General features: G+C 75.7%; 14 protein-coding genes. 8 read left to right on the forward strand and 6 right to left on the reverse strand.

All coding sequences use genetic code 11. The features are described from left to right. Positions 1 to 131: 131 nt before the first annotated feature. The gene (locus tag EIO00_RS09870) at positions 132 to 1,781 is read right to left on the reverse strand and encodes a benzoate/H(+) symporter BenE family transporter (RefSeq protein WP_140177410.1); all 1,650 of its coding nucleotides are present in this window, start codon (positions 1,779 to 1,781) and stop codon (positions 132 to 134) included. Positions 1,782 to 1,845: 64 nt separating this feature from the next. On the opposite strand from EIO00_RS09870, the gene EIO00_RS09875 reads away from it, so the two are divergent. Then, on the forward strand, positions 1,846 to 2,460 hold the full coding sequence (locus EIO00_RS09875) for a helix-turn-helix domain-containing protein (protein WP_140177412.1): 615 nt from the start codon (positions 1,846 to 1,848) through the stop codon (positions 2,458 to 2,460). Here the strand turns inward: EIO00_RS09875 and EIO00_RS09880 are convergent. Beyond that, the gene (locus EIO00_RS09880; RefSeq protein WP_140177414.1) at positions 2,388 to 3,005 is read right to left on the reverse strand and encodes a histone deacetylase; all 618 of its coding nucleotides are present in this window, start codon (positions 3,003 to 3,005) and stop codon (positions 2,388 to 2,390) included. The two genes, EIO00_RS09875 and EIO00_RS09880, sit on opposite strands and share 73 nt — an antisense overlap. 266 nt (positions 3,006 to 3,271) lie before the next feature. Between EIO00_RS09880 and EIO00_RS09885 the strand changes: the two genes are divergently transcribed. Next, a complete protein-coding gene (locus EIO00_RS09885) occupies positions 3,272 to 4,528 on the forward strand; it encodes a glycosyltransferase (protein WP_140177416.1) in 1,257 nt (418 codons plus the stop codon). A gap of 144 nt (positions 4,529 to 4,672) precedes the next feature. Then, positions 4,673 to 7,591 carry a helix-turn-helix transcriptional regulator gene (locus EIO00_RS09890; RefSeq protein ID WP_140177418.1) on the forward strand — a complete coding sequence of 973 codons (2,919 nt, stop codon included), beginning with the start codon at positions 4,673 to 4,675 and terminating at the stop codon, positions 7,589 to 7,591. A 79-nt stretch (positions 7,592 to 7,670) separates the two neighbouring features. Here EIO00_RS09890 and EIO00_RS09895 read toward each other — a convergent pair whose 3' ends face one another. Both EIO00_RS09895 and EIO00_RS25795 read right to left on the reverse strand, forming a co-directional pair. Then, entirely contained in the window at positions 7,671 to 8,408 is a 738-nt protein-coding gene (locus tag EIO00_RS09895) for a thioesterase II family protein (protein ID WP_140177420.1), read from the reverse strand. Positions 8,409 to 8,581: 173 nt separating this feature from the next. Continuing rightward, entirely contained in the window at positions 8,582 to 9,265 is a 684-nt protein-coding gene (locus EIO00_RS25795; protein WP_479681605.1) for an ABC transporter permease, read from the reverse strand. Between the two features lie 128 nt (positions 9,266 to 9,393). On the opposite strand from EIO00_RS25795, the gene EIO00_RS24145 reads away from it, so the two are divergent. Genes EIO00_RS24145 through EIO00_RS09915 form a run of 4 tightly spaced genes read left to right on the forward strand, consistent with a single transcriptional unit; the run spans position 9,394 to position 12,093 of the window. After that, a complete protein-coding gene (locus tag EIO00_RS24145) occupies positions 9,394 to 9,624 on the forward strand; it encodes a hypothetical protein (protein WP_161602684.1) in 231 nt (76 codons plus the stop codon). Positions 9,625 to 9,652: 28 nt separating this feature from the next. Next, positions 9,653 to 9,895, forward strand: a complete 243-nt coding sequence (locus tag EIO00_RS09905; RefSeq protein ID WP_140177421.1) for a hypothetical protein — start codon at positions 9,653 to 9,655, stop codon at positions 9,893 to 9,895. A 52-nt stretch (positions 9,896 to 9,947) separates the two neighbouring features. Continuing rightward, a complete protein-coding gene (locus EIO00_RS09910; RefSeq protein WP_140177423.1) occupies positions 9,948 to 11,036 on the forward strand; it encodes an acyl-CoA dehydrogenase family protein in 1,089 nt (362 codons plus the stop codon). A 10-nt stretch (positions 11,037 to 11,046) separates the two neighbouring features. Continuing rightward, positions 11,047 to 12,093: an ADP-ribosylglycohydrolase family protein gene (locus EIO00_RS09915; RefSeq protein ID WP_140177425.1), complete on the forward strand. Its 1,047-nt coding sequence runs from the start codon at positions 11,047 to 11,049 to the stop codon at positions 12,091 to 12,093. Positions 12,094 to 12,216: 123 nt separating this feature from the next. On the opposite strand, the gene EIO00_RS09920 is transcribed toward EIO00_RS09915, so the two are convergent. Together EIO00_RS09920 and EIO00_RS09925 are read right to left on the reverse strand one after the other, a co-directional pair. After that, positions 12,217 to 12,861, reverse strand: a complete 645-nt coding sequence (locus EIO00_RS09920) for a class II aldolase/adducin family protein (protein ID WP_140177427.1) — start codon at positions 12,859 to 12,861, stop codon at positions 12,217 to 12,219. A gap of 269 nt (positions 12,862 to 13,130) precedes the next feature. Beyond that, positions 13,131 to 13,808, reverse strand: coding sequence for an ACT domain-containing protein (locus EIO00_RS09925; protein WP_140177429.1), 678 nt, complete (start codon positions 13,806 to 13,808; stop codon positions 13,131 to 13,133). A 262-nt stretch (positions 13,809 to 14,070) separates the two neighbouring features. Between EIO00_RS09925 and grpE the strand changes: the two genes are divergently transcribed. Beyond that, positions 14,071 to 14,781, forward strand: a complete 711-nt coding sequence (gene grpE / locus EIO00_RS09930; protein ID WP_241661248.1) for a nucleotide exchange factor GrpE — start codon at positions 14,071 to 14,073, stop codon at positions 14,779 to 14,781. Positions 14,782 to 14,787: the final 6 nt, after the last annotated feature.

Below are 14,787 nucleotides of genomic sequence, written 5' to 3' on the forward strand. Positions count from 1 at the left end.
CCGGGCGCACCGGGGGCCGCCTGCCCCTCCCCCTGTGCGGGCGGCCGCCCGAGGCCGCCGGCGCCGGTCCGGGCCCCGATCGCACTGCGCGGCGGGCGTCCTCGCCGTTCCGGCCGCCCGCCCGTGGGCGCTCAGGCGCCGCGACGGCGGAGCGCGGCCAGCGCCTTGTCGGCGTGGACGCTCATGCGGATCTCGCTCTTGACGATCTCCAGGATCCGCCGGTCGGTGTCGATCACGAAGGTCCGGCGCTTGGTGGGCGCGAGGGCGAACCCCCGCCGGACGCCGAAGCGCCGGGCGATCTCGCCGTCGGCGTCCGACAGCAGCGGATAGCCCAGATCGTGCTTGGCGGTGAACTCGGCCTGCCGCTCCACCGGATCGGCGCTGATCCCCACCGGCCGAGCGCCCGCCTCGGCGAACTCGGCGGCCAGATCGCGGAAGCGGCAGGCCTCGGCGGTGCAGCCGGGGGTCATCGCCGCCGGGTAGAAGAACAGCACCACCGGCCCGTCGGCCAGCAGCTCAGAGAGTCTGCGGGGCGTGCCCCGCTCGTCGGGGAGTTCGAAGTCCTCCACCACGTCGCCGACGTTCATGGGGGCAGTATGACCCACGCGTTCGGCCCCGCCCCCGTCAGGGCGGGGCCGGCGGCGGTGCAGCGCGAGCATCACGACGCCGGCCAGCAACCCCCAGAACGCCGAGCCGATTCCGGCGATGCTCACCGGGGAGGCGGTGACGACGAAGGTGACCACGACGGCGTCGCGACGGTCGGCGTCGGCGGCGGCCGTGGTCAGGGCGTTGCCCAGCGCGCCCAGCAGGGCCAGCCCGGCGACCCCCTCGACCAGGACCGGCGGAGAGGCCAGCACCAGCGCGACGGCCAGGCCCGAGCCCAGGGACAGCACGATCAGGGTGGCGGCCGTGCCGACCGAGGCGATCCAGCGTCGGTCGGGATCGGGGTGGGCGTCGGGGCCGGCGACCAGCGCGGCGGTGATGGCGGCCAGGTTGATCGAGTGCCCGCCCAGCGGGGCGAGCGCGGCGGTGCCGAGCCCGGTGCCGGTCAGGACCGACGACAGCCTCGGCGCATAGCCGTAGCCGGCCAGCAGCGCCGCGCCGGGAACGTTCTGCGCGGCCATGGTGACCAGGTAGAGCGGAAGCGCGATGCCGACCATCGCGGGCAGGGTCCAGACCGGGGCGACGGGTTCGATCACCGGGACCGGCGACGCGCCGTCCAGGCCGTCGGGCCCGTCGACCGCGATGGCGACCGCCGCGACGGCCAGGGCCGCGGGCACCGCCCAGGTGCGGGCGAACCGCAGCAGCAGCGCCCAGGTCGCCACGACCGGGGCGGCCGACAGCGGGAGCTCGGCCAGCGCGCGCACGGGGGCGACGCACAGCTCCAGCAGCACCCCCGCGAGCATGGCGGCGGCCAGCGACGGCGGGATCGCCGCGATCCACCGGCCCAGCGGGGAGAACAGCCCGGTGATCGCGAAGAGCAGCCCGCACACGGCGAACGCGCCCACGGCGGCGGGGAATCCGCCCTCGACGGCGCCGGTGGAGGCCAGCAACGCCGCTCCGGGGGTGGACCAGGCGATGCTGATCGGCATGCGGTGCCGGACGCTGAGCCAGATCGCCACCAGCCCGCCGCCCGCGCCCACCGCCAGCAGACCGGAGGCGGCCTGCTCCGGGGTGGCCCCGACCCCGCGGAGCCCCGCCAGCACGACCGCGAACGAGCTGGCGAACGCGACCAGCCCGGCCACGATCCCGGCCAGCACCGGTTGCGTCACCCGCCCCATCGCCGCCGCCTTCCGCCACTTCGTTCCATATCCGGAACGTTCCGGATATGGAACCATAGCGCACATGAAGTCCGACGCGAGCACGTCCCGTCCCGCGATGGACATCGACCTGGCCGAGATGGGCCGGAGGCTGCGCGCGCTGCGCGAGGAGCGCGGCATCTCGCTGTCGGAGCTGGCCCGCCGGGCCGGGATCGGCAAGGCCACCCTCTCGGGCCTGGAGACGGGCGTCCGCAACCCGACGCTGGAGACGTTGTGGGCGGTCACCGCCGAACTGGCCGTGCCGATCACCGCGCTGCTGCCGCGGTGGGGCGAGCCCACCCTGCGCGGCGCCTCCGTGCAGGCCACCCTGCTGGAGGCGTTCGACGAGGAGTCGGCGACCTACGAGCTGTACCGGCTGACCTTCCCGGCGGGCACCGAGCAGACCTCACCGCCGCATCCGCCGGGGACGACCGAGCACCTGACCGTGTTCGCCGGGACGCTGCGGGCCGGGCCGGTCGACGCGCCGCGGACCCTGGGGCCGGGCGGGCACCTGTCCTGGCGCGCGGACGTCCCGCACCGCTACCAGGTCGTCGGGGCCGACGACGTGCAGGCGAGCCTGCTGATGCGCTATCCGCGCAGCAGCCGCGCGACGGACTCCGGCGTCCAGCCGTCCCGCGCACCGGGGCGGAGCGCCAGATAGCCGGCGGCGCGCTCCACCGACCAGCCGTGGGACTCGCGCAGGCCGCGGCCGAGCACCCGCAGATACGGCGCCGACGGGGCGTTCAGCCGCGCCTCGGCGGCGCCGTGCGGGGCGGTGAAGGTCAGCATCGGGACGCCGCCGTCCTCCCCCACCTTGACGATCGTCTCGTACCGGCCGGGGCCCAGCCGCTGCCGTCCGGTGCGGACCGCCTCCGTCAGATCCAGGTCCCGCCCGACCTCGCGGTGCATCTCCTGGCTGATCACATCGGCGAACTGGCTCACGCTCAGCAGGTAGGCACGGGCTGCGACCCGGCCCGGCAGCCCGGGGTCGTAAAAGGCCATCCCGCCGCCCCAGGTCGGCGAGGTGTGCGCGAAGTACACCCCGCCGGGCAGCGTCATCGGCCGTTCGGCCCGCACCGGCGTGGTGTCCCGGCAGCCGGGATGACGACGGGCGCCGCCGGGCGGCCGTCCGCCGACCAGATAACAGCGGAACCGCTCGCTCGCCAGATTCGACCCGTACGCCACGTACCAGACTCTGCCGCGCATCCCCTCAGTATCGGCGAGCCCGTCCGGTGTTTCCGACCCTTCGCGCAAGACGATCGGGGATCGAGACGACGATCGGGATTCCGCGCGGGATGCGATTCGGGACGAGGTCCGCGACGCGCGGGAGAACCGGACCATCCCGCCGAGGGAGAAACTTCCGACTTTGCAGGTTTGGTGGAGAAGACGAACGGAAAGAAAGATCAACGTGGGTGTCTAAGACGCAGATACCTCCACCTTCTTCTCCCTGCGCTCGATTCGGAGGCTGCGTCATGCCCGCTTCTTCGCTCACCATCGCGCTCGTCACCCTGGCCGACCTGTCGCACGAGCCCCTCGCGGGCGTCCACGCCGTCTACGTCACGGAGCTGGCGCGCGCCCTCGGCCGGCAAGGGCACCGGGTGACCGTCTACACCCGGCGCACCGACGAACGAGCGCGTCCCAGAGTCCGGCTGGGCGTCGGCGCGACCATGGAGCACCTCGACGCCGGCCCGGCCCGGCCGCTGGACGAGGCGGCCGTCCTCCCGCACGTCAAGACCTTCGCCGAAGAACTGACCCGGCGGCTGTCCCACGGTCGCCAGCGGCCGGAGCTGGTGCACGCCCACGGCTGGCTCGGCGGGCTGGCCGCCCACTCCGCCGTCCAGGACCTCGACGTCCCGCTGGTGCAGTCGTTCCACGGCCTGGGGGTGGTGGAGAGCCGCCGTCCCGGCGGGCGGCGCACCGTCCACCCGGCCCGGATCCGGATCGAGCGGGCGCTCGGCCGCGGCGCCGGCCGGGTGCTGGCCGGATGCGACCACGAGGCCGACGAGCTGGTCCGGATGGGGGTGGCCCGCCCGCAGATCGCCGTGGTGCCCTGCGGGGTGGACGGCGACCGGTTCCGGCAGACCGGACCGACGATGCCGCGCGGACACCGGCCCCGCCTGGTGATGGTCTGCGGCGACCTGGAGAGCGGCGGGGTGGCCACCGCGATCCGCGCCCTGGTGCACGTCCCCGACGCCGAGCTGGTCGTGGCTGGCGGCCCGCCCGCGGAGGACCTGCGCGCCGATCCGGTCGTGCGGCGGCTGACCGCGCTGGCCGAGGAGCTGCACGTCGCCGACCGCGTCCGGATGCTGGGCCGGCTGCCCCGCAAGGACGTGCCCAAGCTGCTGCGCACCGCCCGGCTGGTGCTGTGCCTGGCCCCGCACCAGCCGTCGGGGATGACCTCGCTGGAGGCCATGGCCTGCGGCGTCCCGGTGGTGACGGTGCCCGCCGGGCTCAGCGCCGACAGCGTGCTGGACGGCGTCACCGGCCTGCACGTGCCGGCCGCCCAGCCGGTCGCCATCGGCCGTGCGCTGCGCCGCTTGCTGGGCGAGGAGACCACCTTGTCGGCGTGGGCCATCGCCGCCGCCGACCGCGCCCACTCCCGCTACACCTGGGAGCGGGTCGGCGCCGAGACCGCCCGCGTCTACGCCGGGCTGCTGCCCGCCCCCGCGCCCGAGCCGACCGCCGAGGAGCCCCAGGACGCGGAGGAGCCGGTGGGCGCCGGCGTCTGAGAGCCCTTCCGACCCCCGCCGCGACGGCGGCCCGGCGACGCCGGGCCGCCGTTTCGCCGCCCGCGGGCGGACGACGGGACGGCCCCGTCCGCCGGTACGCTCGCTCACGGCGGCGGACCGGCACACGACGGATGGAGGCGACCGGTGAGGCGGGACGACCTGATCGGTCGGCGTCACGAGCTGGAGAGCCTGGTCGGGGCGCTGGAGCGGGCGCAGGCCGGGCAGGCCGCGGTGGTGCTGGTGAGCGGAGACGCCGGGATCGGCAAGTCCCGCCTGGTGGCCGAGCTGTGCGCGATCGCCCGGGAGCGGGGCGGGCTGGTGCTGCAGGGCCAGTGCGCCGCGCTCGGCGAGAGCATGCCGTACCTGCCGCTGGCCGACGCGCTGTGGACGGCCGCCCGCGACCCCGCCGTCCCCGCCGAGGTCCGCGCGGCGGTGCGCGCGGCGGTGGAGGCCCGGCCGGTGCTGGCCGGGCTGCTGCCCGACGGCCTGGGCGCGGCCGGCGGGGACGCCGCCGACGTGGCCCAGCAGCGCCTGTTCGGGGCGACACTGGGGCTGCTGGGCGAACTGTCCGACGACCGCCCGGTGGTGCTGGTGCTGGAGGACCTGCACTGGGCGGACCGCTCCACCCGGGATCTGCTGACGTTCCTGAGCCGGGTGCTGCAACGGGAACGGGTCTGCCTGATCGGCACCTACCGCACCGACGACCTGCACCGGCGGCATCCGCTGCGCCCGGTGGTGGCCGAGCTGCTGCGGCTGCCCGCGGTGTCGGCGGTGGAGCTGGCCCCCTTCGGACCGGCCGAGACCGCCGCCTATCTGGCCGCGCTGGAGGGCGCCGAGCCGCCCGCCGAGCTGGCGGCGCAGGTGCACGCCCGCTCCGAAGGCAACCCGTTCTATGCGGCCGAGCTGCTGGCCGCCGCCCGCGCCGGGGAGGATCTGCCGCAGGCCCTGGCCGATCTGCTGCTGGCCCGGCTGGAGCGGCTCAGCGAGCCCGCCCAGCGCGTGGTCCGGGTGGCCGCCGTCGCCGGGCGACGGGTCGGCGACCGGCTGCTGCGCCGGGCGTCGGAGCTGGACGAGACGACCTGCGAGGAGGCGCTGCGGGAGGTCGTCTCGCACCGGCTGCTGCTGCCCGACGGGCCGGAGGGGTATGCGTTCCGGCACGCCCTGTTGCGCGAGGCGGTGTACGGGGATCTGCTGCCCGGGGAGCGGACCCGGCTGCACGCGGCGTTCGCGGCGCTGCTGGCCGCCGACGGCGGATCGGCCGCCGAGCTGGCCCACCACAGCATGGCCGCGCACGACCTGCCCGCCGCGTTCGCCGCGTCGGTGCGGGCCGCCCGGCAGGCCGAGCGGGTCGGCGCGCCGGCCGAGGCGCACGAGCACTACGACCGGGCGCTGTCGCTGTGGGAGGCGGTGCCCGAGCCGGAACGGACGGCCGGGACGGACCGGGTGCGGCTGTCGCTGCGGGCCGCGGCGGCGTCGGCGGCGGCCGGGGACCTGCGCCGGGCCCGGCTGCGGGTGCAGCGGCTGCTGGAGTCCGTCGACCCCGACGACCGGCCGCTGCTCAGCGAGGTCTACGAACGGCTGGCCTACTACCTGGGGGACCTGGAGCGGATCGAGGAGTCGATCGCCGCCGCCCGCACCGCCATCGACCTGCTGCCGGCCGACCCGCCCAGCCCGCAGCGCGCCCGGGCGCTGGCGACGCTGGCGCGCTCGATCTTCTCCTCCGGCGACCGCGGCCGGCTCCGCGAGACGGCCGAGCAGGCGCTGGCGGCGGCCCGGGCCACCGGCGCGACCGACGCCGAGGCCAGCGCGCTGATCTCGCTGGGGCTGCACGAGGAGCCGACCCGGCCCGACTCCGGGGCCGAGCGGACGTTCACGGCGGCCTGGCGGCTGGGACTGGGCTCGGGGGACCTGCAGGTGGCGTTGCGGGCCGGATACAACCGGGCGCGGACGATGTTCGAGCGGGGCGACCTGACCGGCGCCCGGGAGGCGATCGCCGAGGGGGTCCGCCTCACCTTCGACGCCGGGCTGGCCTGGAGCACCTACGGCATCAACATGCGCTTCCTGCAGTACCTGGTGGCCTACACGACCGGCGACTGGGCGGAGACGGCCCGGCTCGCCGAGGGATTCCCGGTGCGGGCCGCCACCGTGTTCGAGGGGACGCTGTCGGCGTTCGCGCTGTTCGGCGAGGTCGCCCAGGGCTCCCCCGTGGTGGAGGAACGGCTGGAGTGGCTGGCCGGGCTGTGGGACGCCGACGAGTTCATCCTGTTCCTGGCGCGCGGCCTGGCCGCCGAGCACGCGCTGTGGCGGGGCGATGAGGAGTCGGCCCTCGAGCACGCCGACGCCGCGCTGGCCGTCCTGCCCGACGGCGATCCGGCCGTGATCCGGCTGGCCGCGACCGCGCTGTGGGCGCACGCGGACCGGGCGGCGCGGGCGCGCGCCGCCGGTGACGACGCCGCCGTCGAACGGGCCGTGCACGCCGCCGACGCGGCGGTCGCGCGCGCCCGACTGGCCGCGACCCGCACCGTCGACGGGCACGAGCGCGGCTGGCTGGGTGAGGAGGGCAAGGCGTGGCTGGCCAGGGCCGAGGCCGAGTGGCATCGAGCCCGCGGTGAGGACGCCCCCGAGCACTGGCGGGCGGTGGTGGACGCCTTCGACTACGGGTTCGTCTACGAGGTGGCGCGGTCACGGTGGCGGCTGGCCCGGTCGCTGGCCGCCCACGGCGACCGCGAGGCCGCGGCCGTCCACTGGCGGCAGGCCGTCGAGGCCGCCGACCGTCTCGGCGCCCGGCCGCTCCGCCGCGCACTGGACGACCTGGGCCGCCGCGCCCGCCTCGCGGTCGCCGAGCCCGACCTCCGGGAGGGCCCGCTGGCCGCCCTGACCGCCCGCGAACGCGAGGTTCTGCGGCTGGTCGCCAAAGGCCTGGGCAATCGGGAGATCGCCGCCGAGCTGTTCATCTCCCCCAAGACCGCCAGCGTCCATGTGTCCAACATCCTGGCCAAGCTGGGGGTCGCCACCCGCACCCAGGCGGCCGCCCTCGCCCTGCGGCAGACCCCGCCCGCCTGATCCGGCCTCCCTCCGGCGGTTCGGCCTCCGGCCCGGTCCCCGGTCGCGGACCCGGCGCGGCCCGCACGTCCGGCAGGGCTCACGGAAGGTGCAAGGCCTGCCGGATCTCGCCGAGGAGCTCGGACCGCCGCGGGATCAGGTAGAAGTGGTCGCCCTCGAAGACCTTCAACGCGAAGGGGCCCTCGGTGGCGTCGGCCCATTCGCGGGCGCGTCCTTCGTCCACGTGCGGATCGCCGTCGCCGATGACGGCGGTGACGGGCACGGAGGGGTTGGGGCCGGGGCGGCGCCGGTAGTCCTCGATCATCCGGAGGTCGTTGCGGACGTACGGCAGCACGAACTCGCGCAGCTCGGGGTCGGCCAGCGCCTCGGCGTCGCTTCCGCCCAGCAGGGTGAGGGCCTCCACCAGGGCGTCGTCGTCGGCGTCGGCGATCCGGCCCTCCTCGTCCACGTCACGGCGGTGCGGCGGGCGGGCCCCGGAGGCGAACAGGTGCGTCGGCGGGGTGCCGCGCTCCTCCAGCAGGCGGGCGGTCTCATAGGCGACGATCGCGCCCATGCTGTGCCCGAACAGGGCGGTGGGCCGGTCCATCAGGGGGACCAGCGCCCCGGCGATGAGGCGGGCGAGCCGGTGCAGGTCGTCGATCAGCGGTTCGGCGAGCCGGTCGGCGCGGCCGGGGTACTGCACCGCGTGCACCTCGATCTCCGGGCCGATCTCCTTGGCCCAGGGGCGGTAGGCGACCGCCGAGCCGCCCGCGTGCGGGAAGCAGATCAGCCGCAGCGACGCCCACGGCCTGCTCTCGGCGCAGCGGAACCAGCTCATCTCGCAGGGACTCCTCATCGGATCCGGAAAGGCTACGGGCATCGTAGTCACGGCGCGTCCCGGTCCCGCGGACGGCCCGGACACGCCGTGACCGGCTCACGGCGACGCCAGCGCCTCGGCCAGCGGCAGCCGCGCCGCCCGGAGCGCCGGATACAGCCCCGCGACCGCGCCGATCAGCAGGGTCGCCGCCGCTCCCCCGGCCATCGCCCACGCCGGCACCACGGCGGGCCAGCCCCGGGCGTGCGCGTAGCCGGCGGCGACCGCGGCGCCCGGGCCCACGCCCCCGACGCCGCCGAGCCCCCCATCAGCTGCGACTCGGCGGGGAACTGCAGGCGGATGCGGCCCCGGGTGGCGCCCAGCGAGCGGCGCAGCCCGATCTCGGCGCGCCGCTCCAGCACCGAGACGACCATCGTGTTGGCCACCCCGAGGCCGCCGACCGGCAGCGCCACGCCGCCCAGCCCGAGCAGCAGCCCGGTGAACGCCCGTTCGGCGGCGGCCTTGGCGGCCAGCGCGTCGGAGGGACGGCTGACCTCGACCTCGNCCAGCGCGTCGGAGGGACGGCTGACCTCGACCTCGTGGGGCGCCTGCGGGCCGGCGGCCGCGGCCAGCAGGTCGCGGACGGCCTCGATCCGGTCCTCGGCGACGCGGGTGCAGACGACCGTGGGGTTCCCCCGGAAACCGAGCCGCCGCTCGGCGGCCTCCCAGCCGACCAGCACGGAGTCGTCCGGTTCGAGGACCGGCTCGACCGGCTCCAGGACGCCGACCACGGTGAACCAGCGTCCGTCGAGGCACACCTGCACGTCGGGGCCGGCGGCGCCGATGCCGAGCCGTTCGGCCGCGGCGGAGCCGAGCACCACCGCCGGGTACCGGGCGGTCGCGGCGTTCAGCCAGGCCCCGTGCCGGACCCGCGCCCGGACGGTGGAGCGGCCCCGGGTGGGCGGCCCGGACGGCGATCCCGCCGCTCTCCTCTTCGGGGACGCGGTCGGTGCGGTACACCTCGACGTCCTCGAGCAGCGCGGTGCCCGACACCGCCTCCACGCCGGGGATCCGGCCGATCATCCCGATCGCCTCCTCCGGCATCGCGGCCCGGTCGCCGAACAGGTCGTTGCCCGGGGCGACGGTGAGCAGGTCGGTGCCCAGCCGGTCCGGCGCGACGCCCCGGAAGGGCGGCGGGCTGGTGGTGACGGCCCGGCTGCCGCGCGCCCGGGACGCCTAGATCCGCCCGCAGCGGGCACCCTGCGGCCATGCGGGAGAGACAAGCGGACGTCCACGAGCTGACCGACCTGGAGCTGTACGTCTACGACGCGGTCGCCAGCGTCGACACCGACGGCCGGGCGCTGGATGAGATCGACGTCATCCAGATCGCCGCCGAGACCGGGCGCGACCGGGAGGAGGTGCGGCGGGCGCTGGACCGCCTGGTGGAGCTGAACCATCTCCGGTCCCGTTCGGCGGGATACGTGCTGGGGCCGCACGACTGGGCGCCCTAACGTGGGCGACCGGCCCCACGCCGAGGAGAAGGGGGCCGGAAGGGGCTCGGGCATGCGGCTGGCCGTCACCGAGGAGCAGCGGGAGCTGCGCGCGACGCTGCGCCGGTTCTTCGCCGAGGTCTCCCCCTCCCGGGAGGTGCGCCGGCTGATGGCCACCCCCGAGGGGTACGACCCGGCGGTGTGGCGGCGGATGGCCGAGCAGCTCGGGCTGCCGGGGCTGGCGGTCCCCGAGGAGCACGGCGGGGCCGGGTGCGGGATGCGGGAGCTGGCGATCGTGCTGGAGGAGATGGGCCGCGCCCTGGTGTGCGCCCCGTTCTTCGCCAGCGCCGTGCTGGCCGTGCACGCGCTGCTGGCCTCGGGCGATGAGAAGGCCCGGCGGGATCTGCTGCCCGGCCTGGCGGACGGGACCGTGATCGGGACGCTGGTCCACACCGGGGACGGCGACGGGACCTCCGTCACGGCCGAGGGGGACCGGCTGACCGGGACCGCGGCGTTCGTCCTCGACGGGCACGTCGCCGATCTGATCCTGATGGCGGCGCGCACTCCGGAGGGGGTGTCGCTGTTCGCGGTCGACGGCGACGCCCCCGGGCTGACCCGGACCCTGCTGCCCACGCTGGACCAGACCCGGCGGCTGGCGCGGCTGGAGTGCTCCGGCGTCCCGGCCCGGCCGGTCGGCCCGCCGGGGGCGGGGGCGGAGATCCTGGCGCGGACCCGAGACGTCGCGCTGGTCGCGCTGGCCGCCGAGCAGCTGGGCGGGGCGCAGCGGGTGCTGGAGATGAGCGTGGAGCACGCCAAGGCCCGCCGCCAGTTCGGCCGGCCGATCGGCGGTTTTCAGGCCGTCAAGCACAAGTGCGCCGACATGCTGGTGGAGGTCGAGTCGGCCCGGTCGGCGGTGCTGCACGCGGCGACCGTGGCCGACGAGGAGCCGGCGGAGCTGCCGACGGCGGCGGCGCTGGCCCAGGCGTACACCTCGGAGGCGTTCTTCCGCGCGGCCGGGGAGAACATCCAGATCCACGGGGGCATCGGGTTCACCTGGGAGCACGACGCGCACCTGTACTTCAAGCGGGCCAAGGCCTCGCAGCTGCTGTTCGGCTCCCCCGCCGCGCACCGGGAGCGGGTCGCGAGGCTGATCGGGCTGTAGGGTCGGCGGCATGCCCCCCATCGCACACGCCGCCGGCGGCTGCCTGTTCGGGCTCGCCTATGGGGACGCCCTCGGGGCGCCGACCGAGTTCCTGTCCATGGAGCAGATCCGTCGCCGCTACGGGCCCCTGGGGCCGGCCGACCTGCCCGGCCCGCCCGACGCGCCCGCGCTGGTCACCGACGACACGCAGATGACGATCGCGGTGGCCGAAGGGCTGCTGGACGCGCTGGAGCGTCCCCCGCTCACGCCCGAACGGGTGCTGCCGCACTGGCGGCGGCGCTTCATCGACTGGCTCCACGATCCGCGGAACGACCGGGCCCCCGGCAACACCTGCCTGCGGGCCTGCCGGGACCTGGACCGCGGCGTCCCGTGGGTGCGGGCGACGGTGCACGACTCGAAGGGGTGCGGGGCCGTCATGCGGGTCGCGCCTGTGGGCCTGGTGCGCGGCCTCACCGACGAGCAGCGGGCGGGGGCGGCGCAGCTGCAGGCGGCGCTGACGCACGGGCATCCGACCGGGCTGGCGGCCGGTGAGCTGACCGCGTTCGCCGTGTGGTGGCTGCGGGAGGGCATGGACCCGGCCGAGCTGCCCGCGGCGCTGCGGGAACGCTGCCACCGGCAGCGGACCGTCTACCGCTCCCGCTGGCTGGAGGACCTGTGGCGGCGTCCGAGCGGGGACGGCGCGTCGCGGCAGGGGGCCGCGGACTCCCCGGAGGCGTTCATCGCCCGGGGGTGGGACGAGTGCCTGGCCGCGTTGGACCGGCTGGAGTCGGCGCTGGCGCGGGCCGACCGGGACGCCGACCCGTGCCTGATCACCGGGGCGGGCTGGGTGGCCGAGGAGGCGATGGCGACCGGGCTGCTGTGCTTCCTGCTGTTCCCCGACGACCCGGTGTCGGCGATCCGGCGGGGTGCGGCCAGCTCCGGCGACTCGGACTCGATCGCCTGCCTGGCCGGGGCGTTCGCGGGCGCCCATCTGGGCCTGGAGGCGTGGCCCGCCGCATGGGCCGAGCGCATCGAGTACGCCGATGAGCTGGCCCGCCTCGCCCGCGCCTGGGACTGAACCCGGGATCGGGCCGGAGGCCGGCCGAGGGGCGAAGGCGCCGCGCGCTGCGCGACCGCGGGCGGGGCTCCGGAGATCTCGCGCGGCGGCCGGGGCGGCGGCGCCGTGCCGCGAGGGCCGTCTTCACTCCTGCGGAAGGGGCTTGGGGCGCAGGCCGCGCTCGGCGGCCCGGCGGAGCTGCTCGTCGGTCAGCGCCCGGGGCTCGCCGATGGAGCGGGCGCGGACGTAGACGCCGCACAGCCACTCCAGGATGAGGGCGTTCTCGAAGGCGTCCTCCAGGTCGGCGCCGATGGCGACGCCGCCGTGGTTGGCCATCAGGGCGGCGCGCATGCCGCCCGCCATGGCCTTGCGGACGTTGACGGCCAGCTCCGGGGTGCCGTAGGTGGCGTATTCGGCGACCCGCACCACTCCGCCCAGCAGCAACGTGTAGTAGTGGATCGGTGGCAGTTCGGTCATCGTGGCCGCGATGACCGCACCGTGGGTGGAGTGAGTGTGCACGATCGCCGGAGCCCTGGTCTCCTCGTAGATCGCCAGGTGCATGGGGGTCTCGGAGGAGGGTTCGCGCGTCCCCTCCACCACGGCTCCGGTCAGGTCGATCACCGGCGGGTCCTCGGGGGTCATCTGCTCCAGCCGCATCCCGGCCGGGGAGATCGCCACCAGATCGCCGCGGCGGACGCTGATGTTGCCCGCCGCGCCGAGGACCACGCCGGTCTCCACCATTCGACGACCGATCCGGCACAGTTCGCGACGCTCGTCCGCCAACAGCATCTCGGTGCGCCCTTCCCGCTCGGGAGTCTCCGCGGTGAGGCTACCGCCCGCCGCGCGGGCGGAAGGCGGACGGAACACGGCCTTCGGTGCGGCCGCGCCACCGCACCGAAGGCCGTGTCGTACGGGAAGACGTTCACGACACCCCGATGGTTTCCCCCTTTGACGTTTTTCGTCGCACTTGTTCCGTGCGCATGTTTCTCGCCGCTCCTGTTCCCTGTGCACGTTCCCTGCGCGTGTTCCTGCGCACGGCCCCCGCGGCCTCGTCCCCCTCAGCCGCCGCTTCCGGCCACCGCTGGGTCGGCCGACTCCGAGATCGCCCGCAGTCTCGCCCCCAGCACCGCCTCGGCGGCCCCCACCAGCTGGGTCAGCCGGAGCACCTCGGTGCGGTGGAACGGCGGAGCCCCGGTCCGCGCCACCAGCAGCGCCAGCTCCCCGCCGCCGATCGGCACCACCGCGTACCGGGTGCCGTCCTCGGCGGTGAACCCGCGCGGCCGCAGCGGCTCCAGCGGGGGCACCCGGATCCCGCCGAGCACTCCGAGGCTGGTGTGCACCGGCACGGCGTCGTTCTCGCCCTCGACCCGCAGCAGCCCGGCCCAGTCGGCGCTCAGCATGGCCGGCACCGCGTCGGTCAGGATCGCCAGGCCGTCGCTCTCCCGGGCCGCGGCCAGCTGGCCGATCAGCGCGGCGTCCTGGTTGATCCCCGGCGGCTCCGCGGTCGGCCAGATGCCGATCACGTCGACCCCCGGGATCGAGGACAGCCCTTCGCACAGCCGGTCGATGCCGGCGCCGGTCGGCCAGGCCACCGTGAAGTCGTCCATGGCCCGGCCGCTGTCCCGTTCCAAGACGGCCATCTGGACCACGTCGGCGCCCGCCGCCCCCAAAATCCGGGCGACCTTCCCCAGGGAACCCGGCCGATCGGGCAGCCGCACCCTGATCCGCAACAACATCGGCACCTCCTTTCCCCCAGCCTGCGTATACCTGGTTTCCAGCGTGTTACCTTGCTGTTTCCGTGTCGAGAAGCATCCGGTGAAATCGAATTCGCCGTGCCATCCCCCGGTTCGGCCCATGGTTCGGCGGCACGCCCGGGCCCACGGCATGCCGAAGACACCGCCGCGGTCAATGTTTCCCCAGGAAAATCACCGGTTTCGCACGGAGAGCGCAAAGTGCGGGTCTATCGCCGCACGTAACGGCTCGTTAATGTTGCTGCACGTGTCGAGTGCCCAGGACCATCCCGCCGGCCCGGTGCGCGGCGTCCCCTCGGCCGGCCGGGACGCATCCCCCGAGCAGCCGCAGCCTCCGCCCCGCGGCGCGTCGCGGGACGAGCCCGCCGCGCCGTCCGCCGCGACCGACCCGGACCGGTCGGCGTCCGCGCGGGTGGCCGCCGAACTGGCCCGGCTGGCGGCGGCGATCGAACGCGAGCATGAGCGCGCCGCGCACCGGGAGGCCGTGATCGACCGTCTCCACCAGGACGTTCAGACACTGCGGCGCGGCGAGCTGCACGCGATGTTCGATCCGGTGCGCGCGGTGCTGTTCCGGCTGCACGACCTGACCGCCCGTGAGGCGCGCCGGTGGGCCGAGGACCCGCCCGACGCGGTGCACGCCGCCGCGCTGCTGGCCGCGATCCGCGACGAGATCGCCGAGGCGCTGGCCCGCACCGGGGCCGAGCGTTTCGTCACCCGGCCCGGCGATCGTTACGACCCTGTCCGGCATCGGCCGATCGACATCGAGCCGGTCGCCGACCCCGCGCTGGACGGCACGATCGTCAGCGTGTGCGCCGACGGCTTCGAACGGGCCGGCCGGGTGATCCGCAAGGCCGAGGTGCGGGTGGGCCGGCACCGCGCCCCGGACGCCGACGGCGACGACGGCGACCCCGCGGCCCGTTCCTCCCCGCTTCCCCGATCAAGCAGTTCGAACAGGTGAGCTGAA

Origin of the sequence: Thermomonospora catenispora (assembly GCF_006363815.1) — a bacterium.
Lineage (GTDB): Bacteria > Actinomycetota > Actinomycetes > Streptosporangiales > Streptosporangiaceae > Thermomonospora > Thermomonospora catenispora.

What these genes read in the sequence shown, in the direction of transcription:
- EIO00_RS09870 (WP_140177410.1), bottom strand. Translation starts at nt 1,781, where the DNA reads ATGGGGCGGGTGACGCAACCGGTGCTGGCCGGGATCGTGGCCGGGCTG.
- EIO00_RS09875 (WP_140177412.1), top strand. Translation starts at nt 1,846, where the DNA reads ATGAAGTCCGACGCGAGCACGTCCCGTCCCGCGATGGACATCGACCTG.
- EIO00_RS09880 (WP_140177414.1), bottom strand. Translation starts at nt 3,005, where the DNA reads ATGCGCGGCAGAGTCTGGTACGTGGCGTACGGGTCGAATCTGGCGAGC.
- EIO00_RS09885 (WP_140177416.1), top strand. Translation starts at nt 3,272, where the DNA reads ATGCCCGCTTCTTCGCTCACCATCGCGCTCGTCACCCTGGCCGACCTG.
- EIO00_RS09895 (WP_140177420.1), bottom strand. Translation starts at nt 8,408, where the DNA reads ATGAGCTGGTTCCGCTGCGCCGAGAGCAGGCCGTGGGCGTCGCTGCGG.
- EIO00_RS09905 (WP_140177421.1), top strand. Translation starts at nt 9,653, where the DNA reads ATGCGGGAGAGACAAGCGGACGTCCACGAGCTGACCGACCTGGAGCTG.
- EIO00_RS09910 (WP_140177423.1), top strand. Translation starts at nt 9,948, where the DNA reads ATGCGGCTGGCCGTCACCGAGGAGCAGCGGGAGCTGCGCGCGACGCTG.
- EIO00_RS09915 (WP_140177425.1), top strand. Translation starts at nt 11,047, where the DNA reads ATGCCCCCCATCGCACACGCCGCCGGCGGCTGCCTGTTCGGGCTCGCC.
- EIO00_RS09920 (WP_140177427.1), bottom strand. Translation starts at nt 12,861, where the DNA reads ATGCTGTTGGCGGACGAGCGTCGCGAACTGTGCCGGATCGGTCGTCGA.
- EIO00_RS09925 (WP_140177429.1), bottom strand. Translation starts at nt 13,808, where the DNA reads ATGTTGTTGCGGATCAGGGTGCGGCTGCCCGATCGGCCGGGTTCCCTG.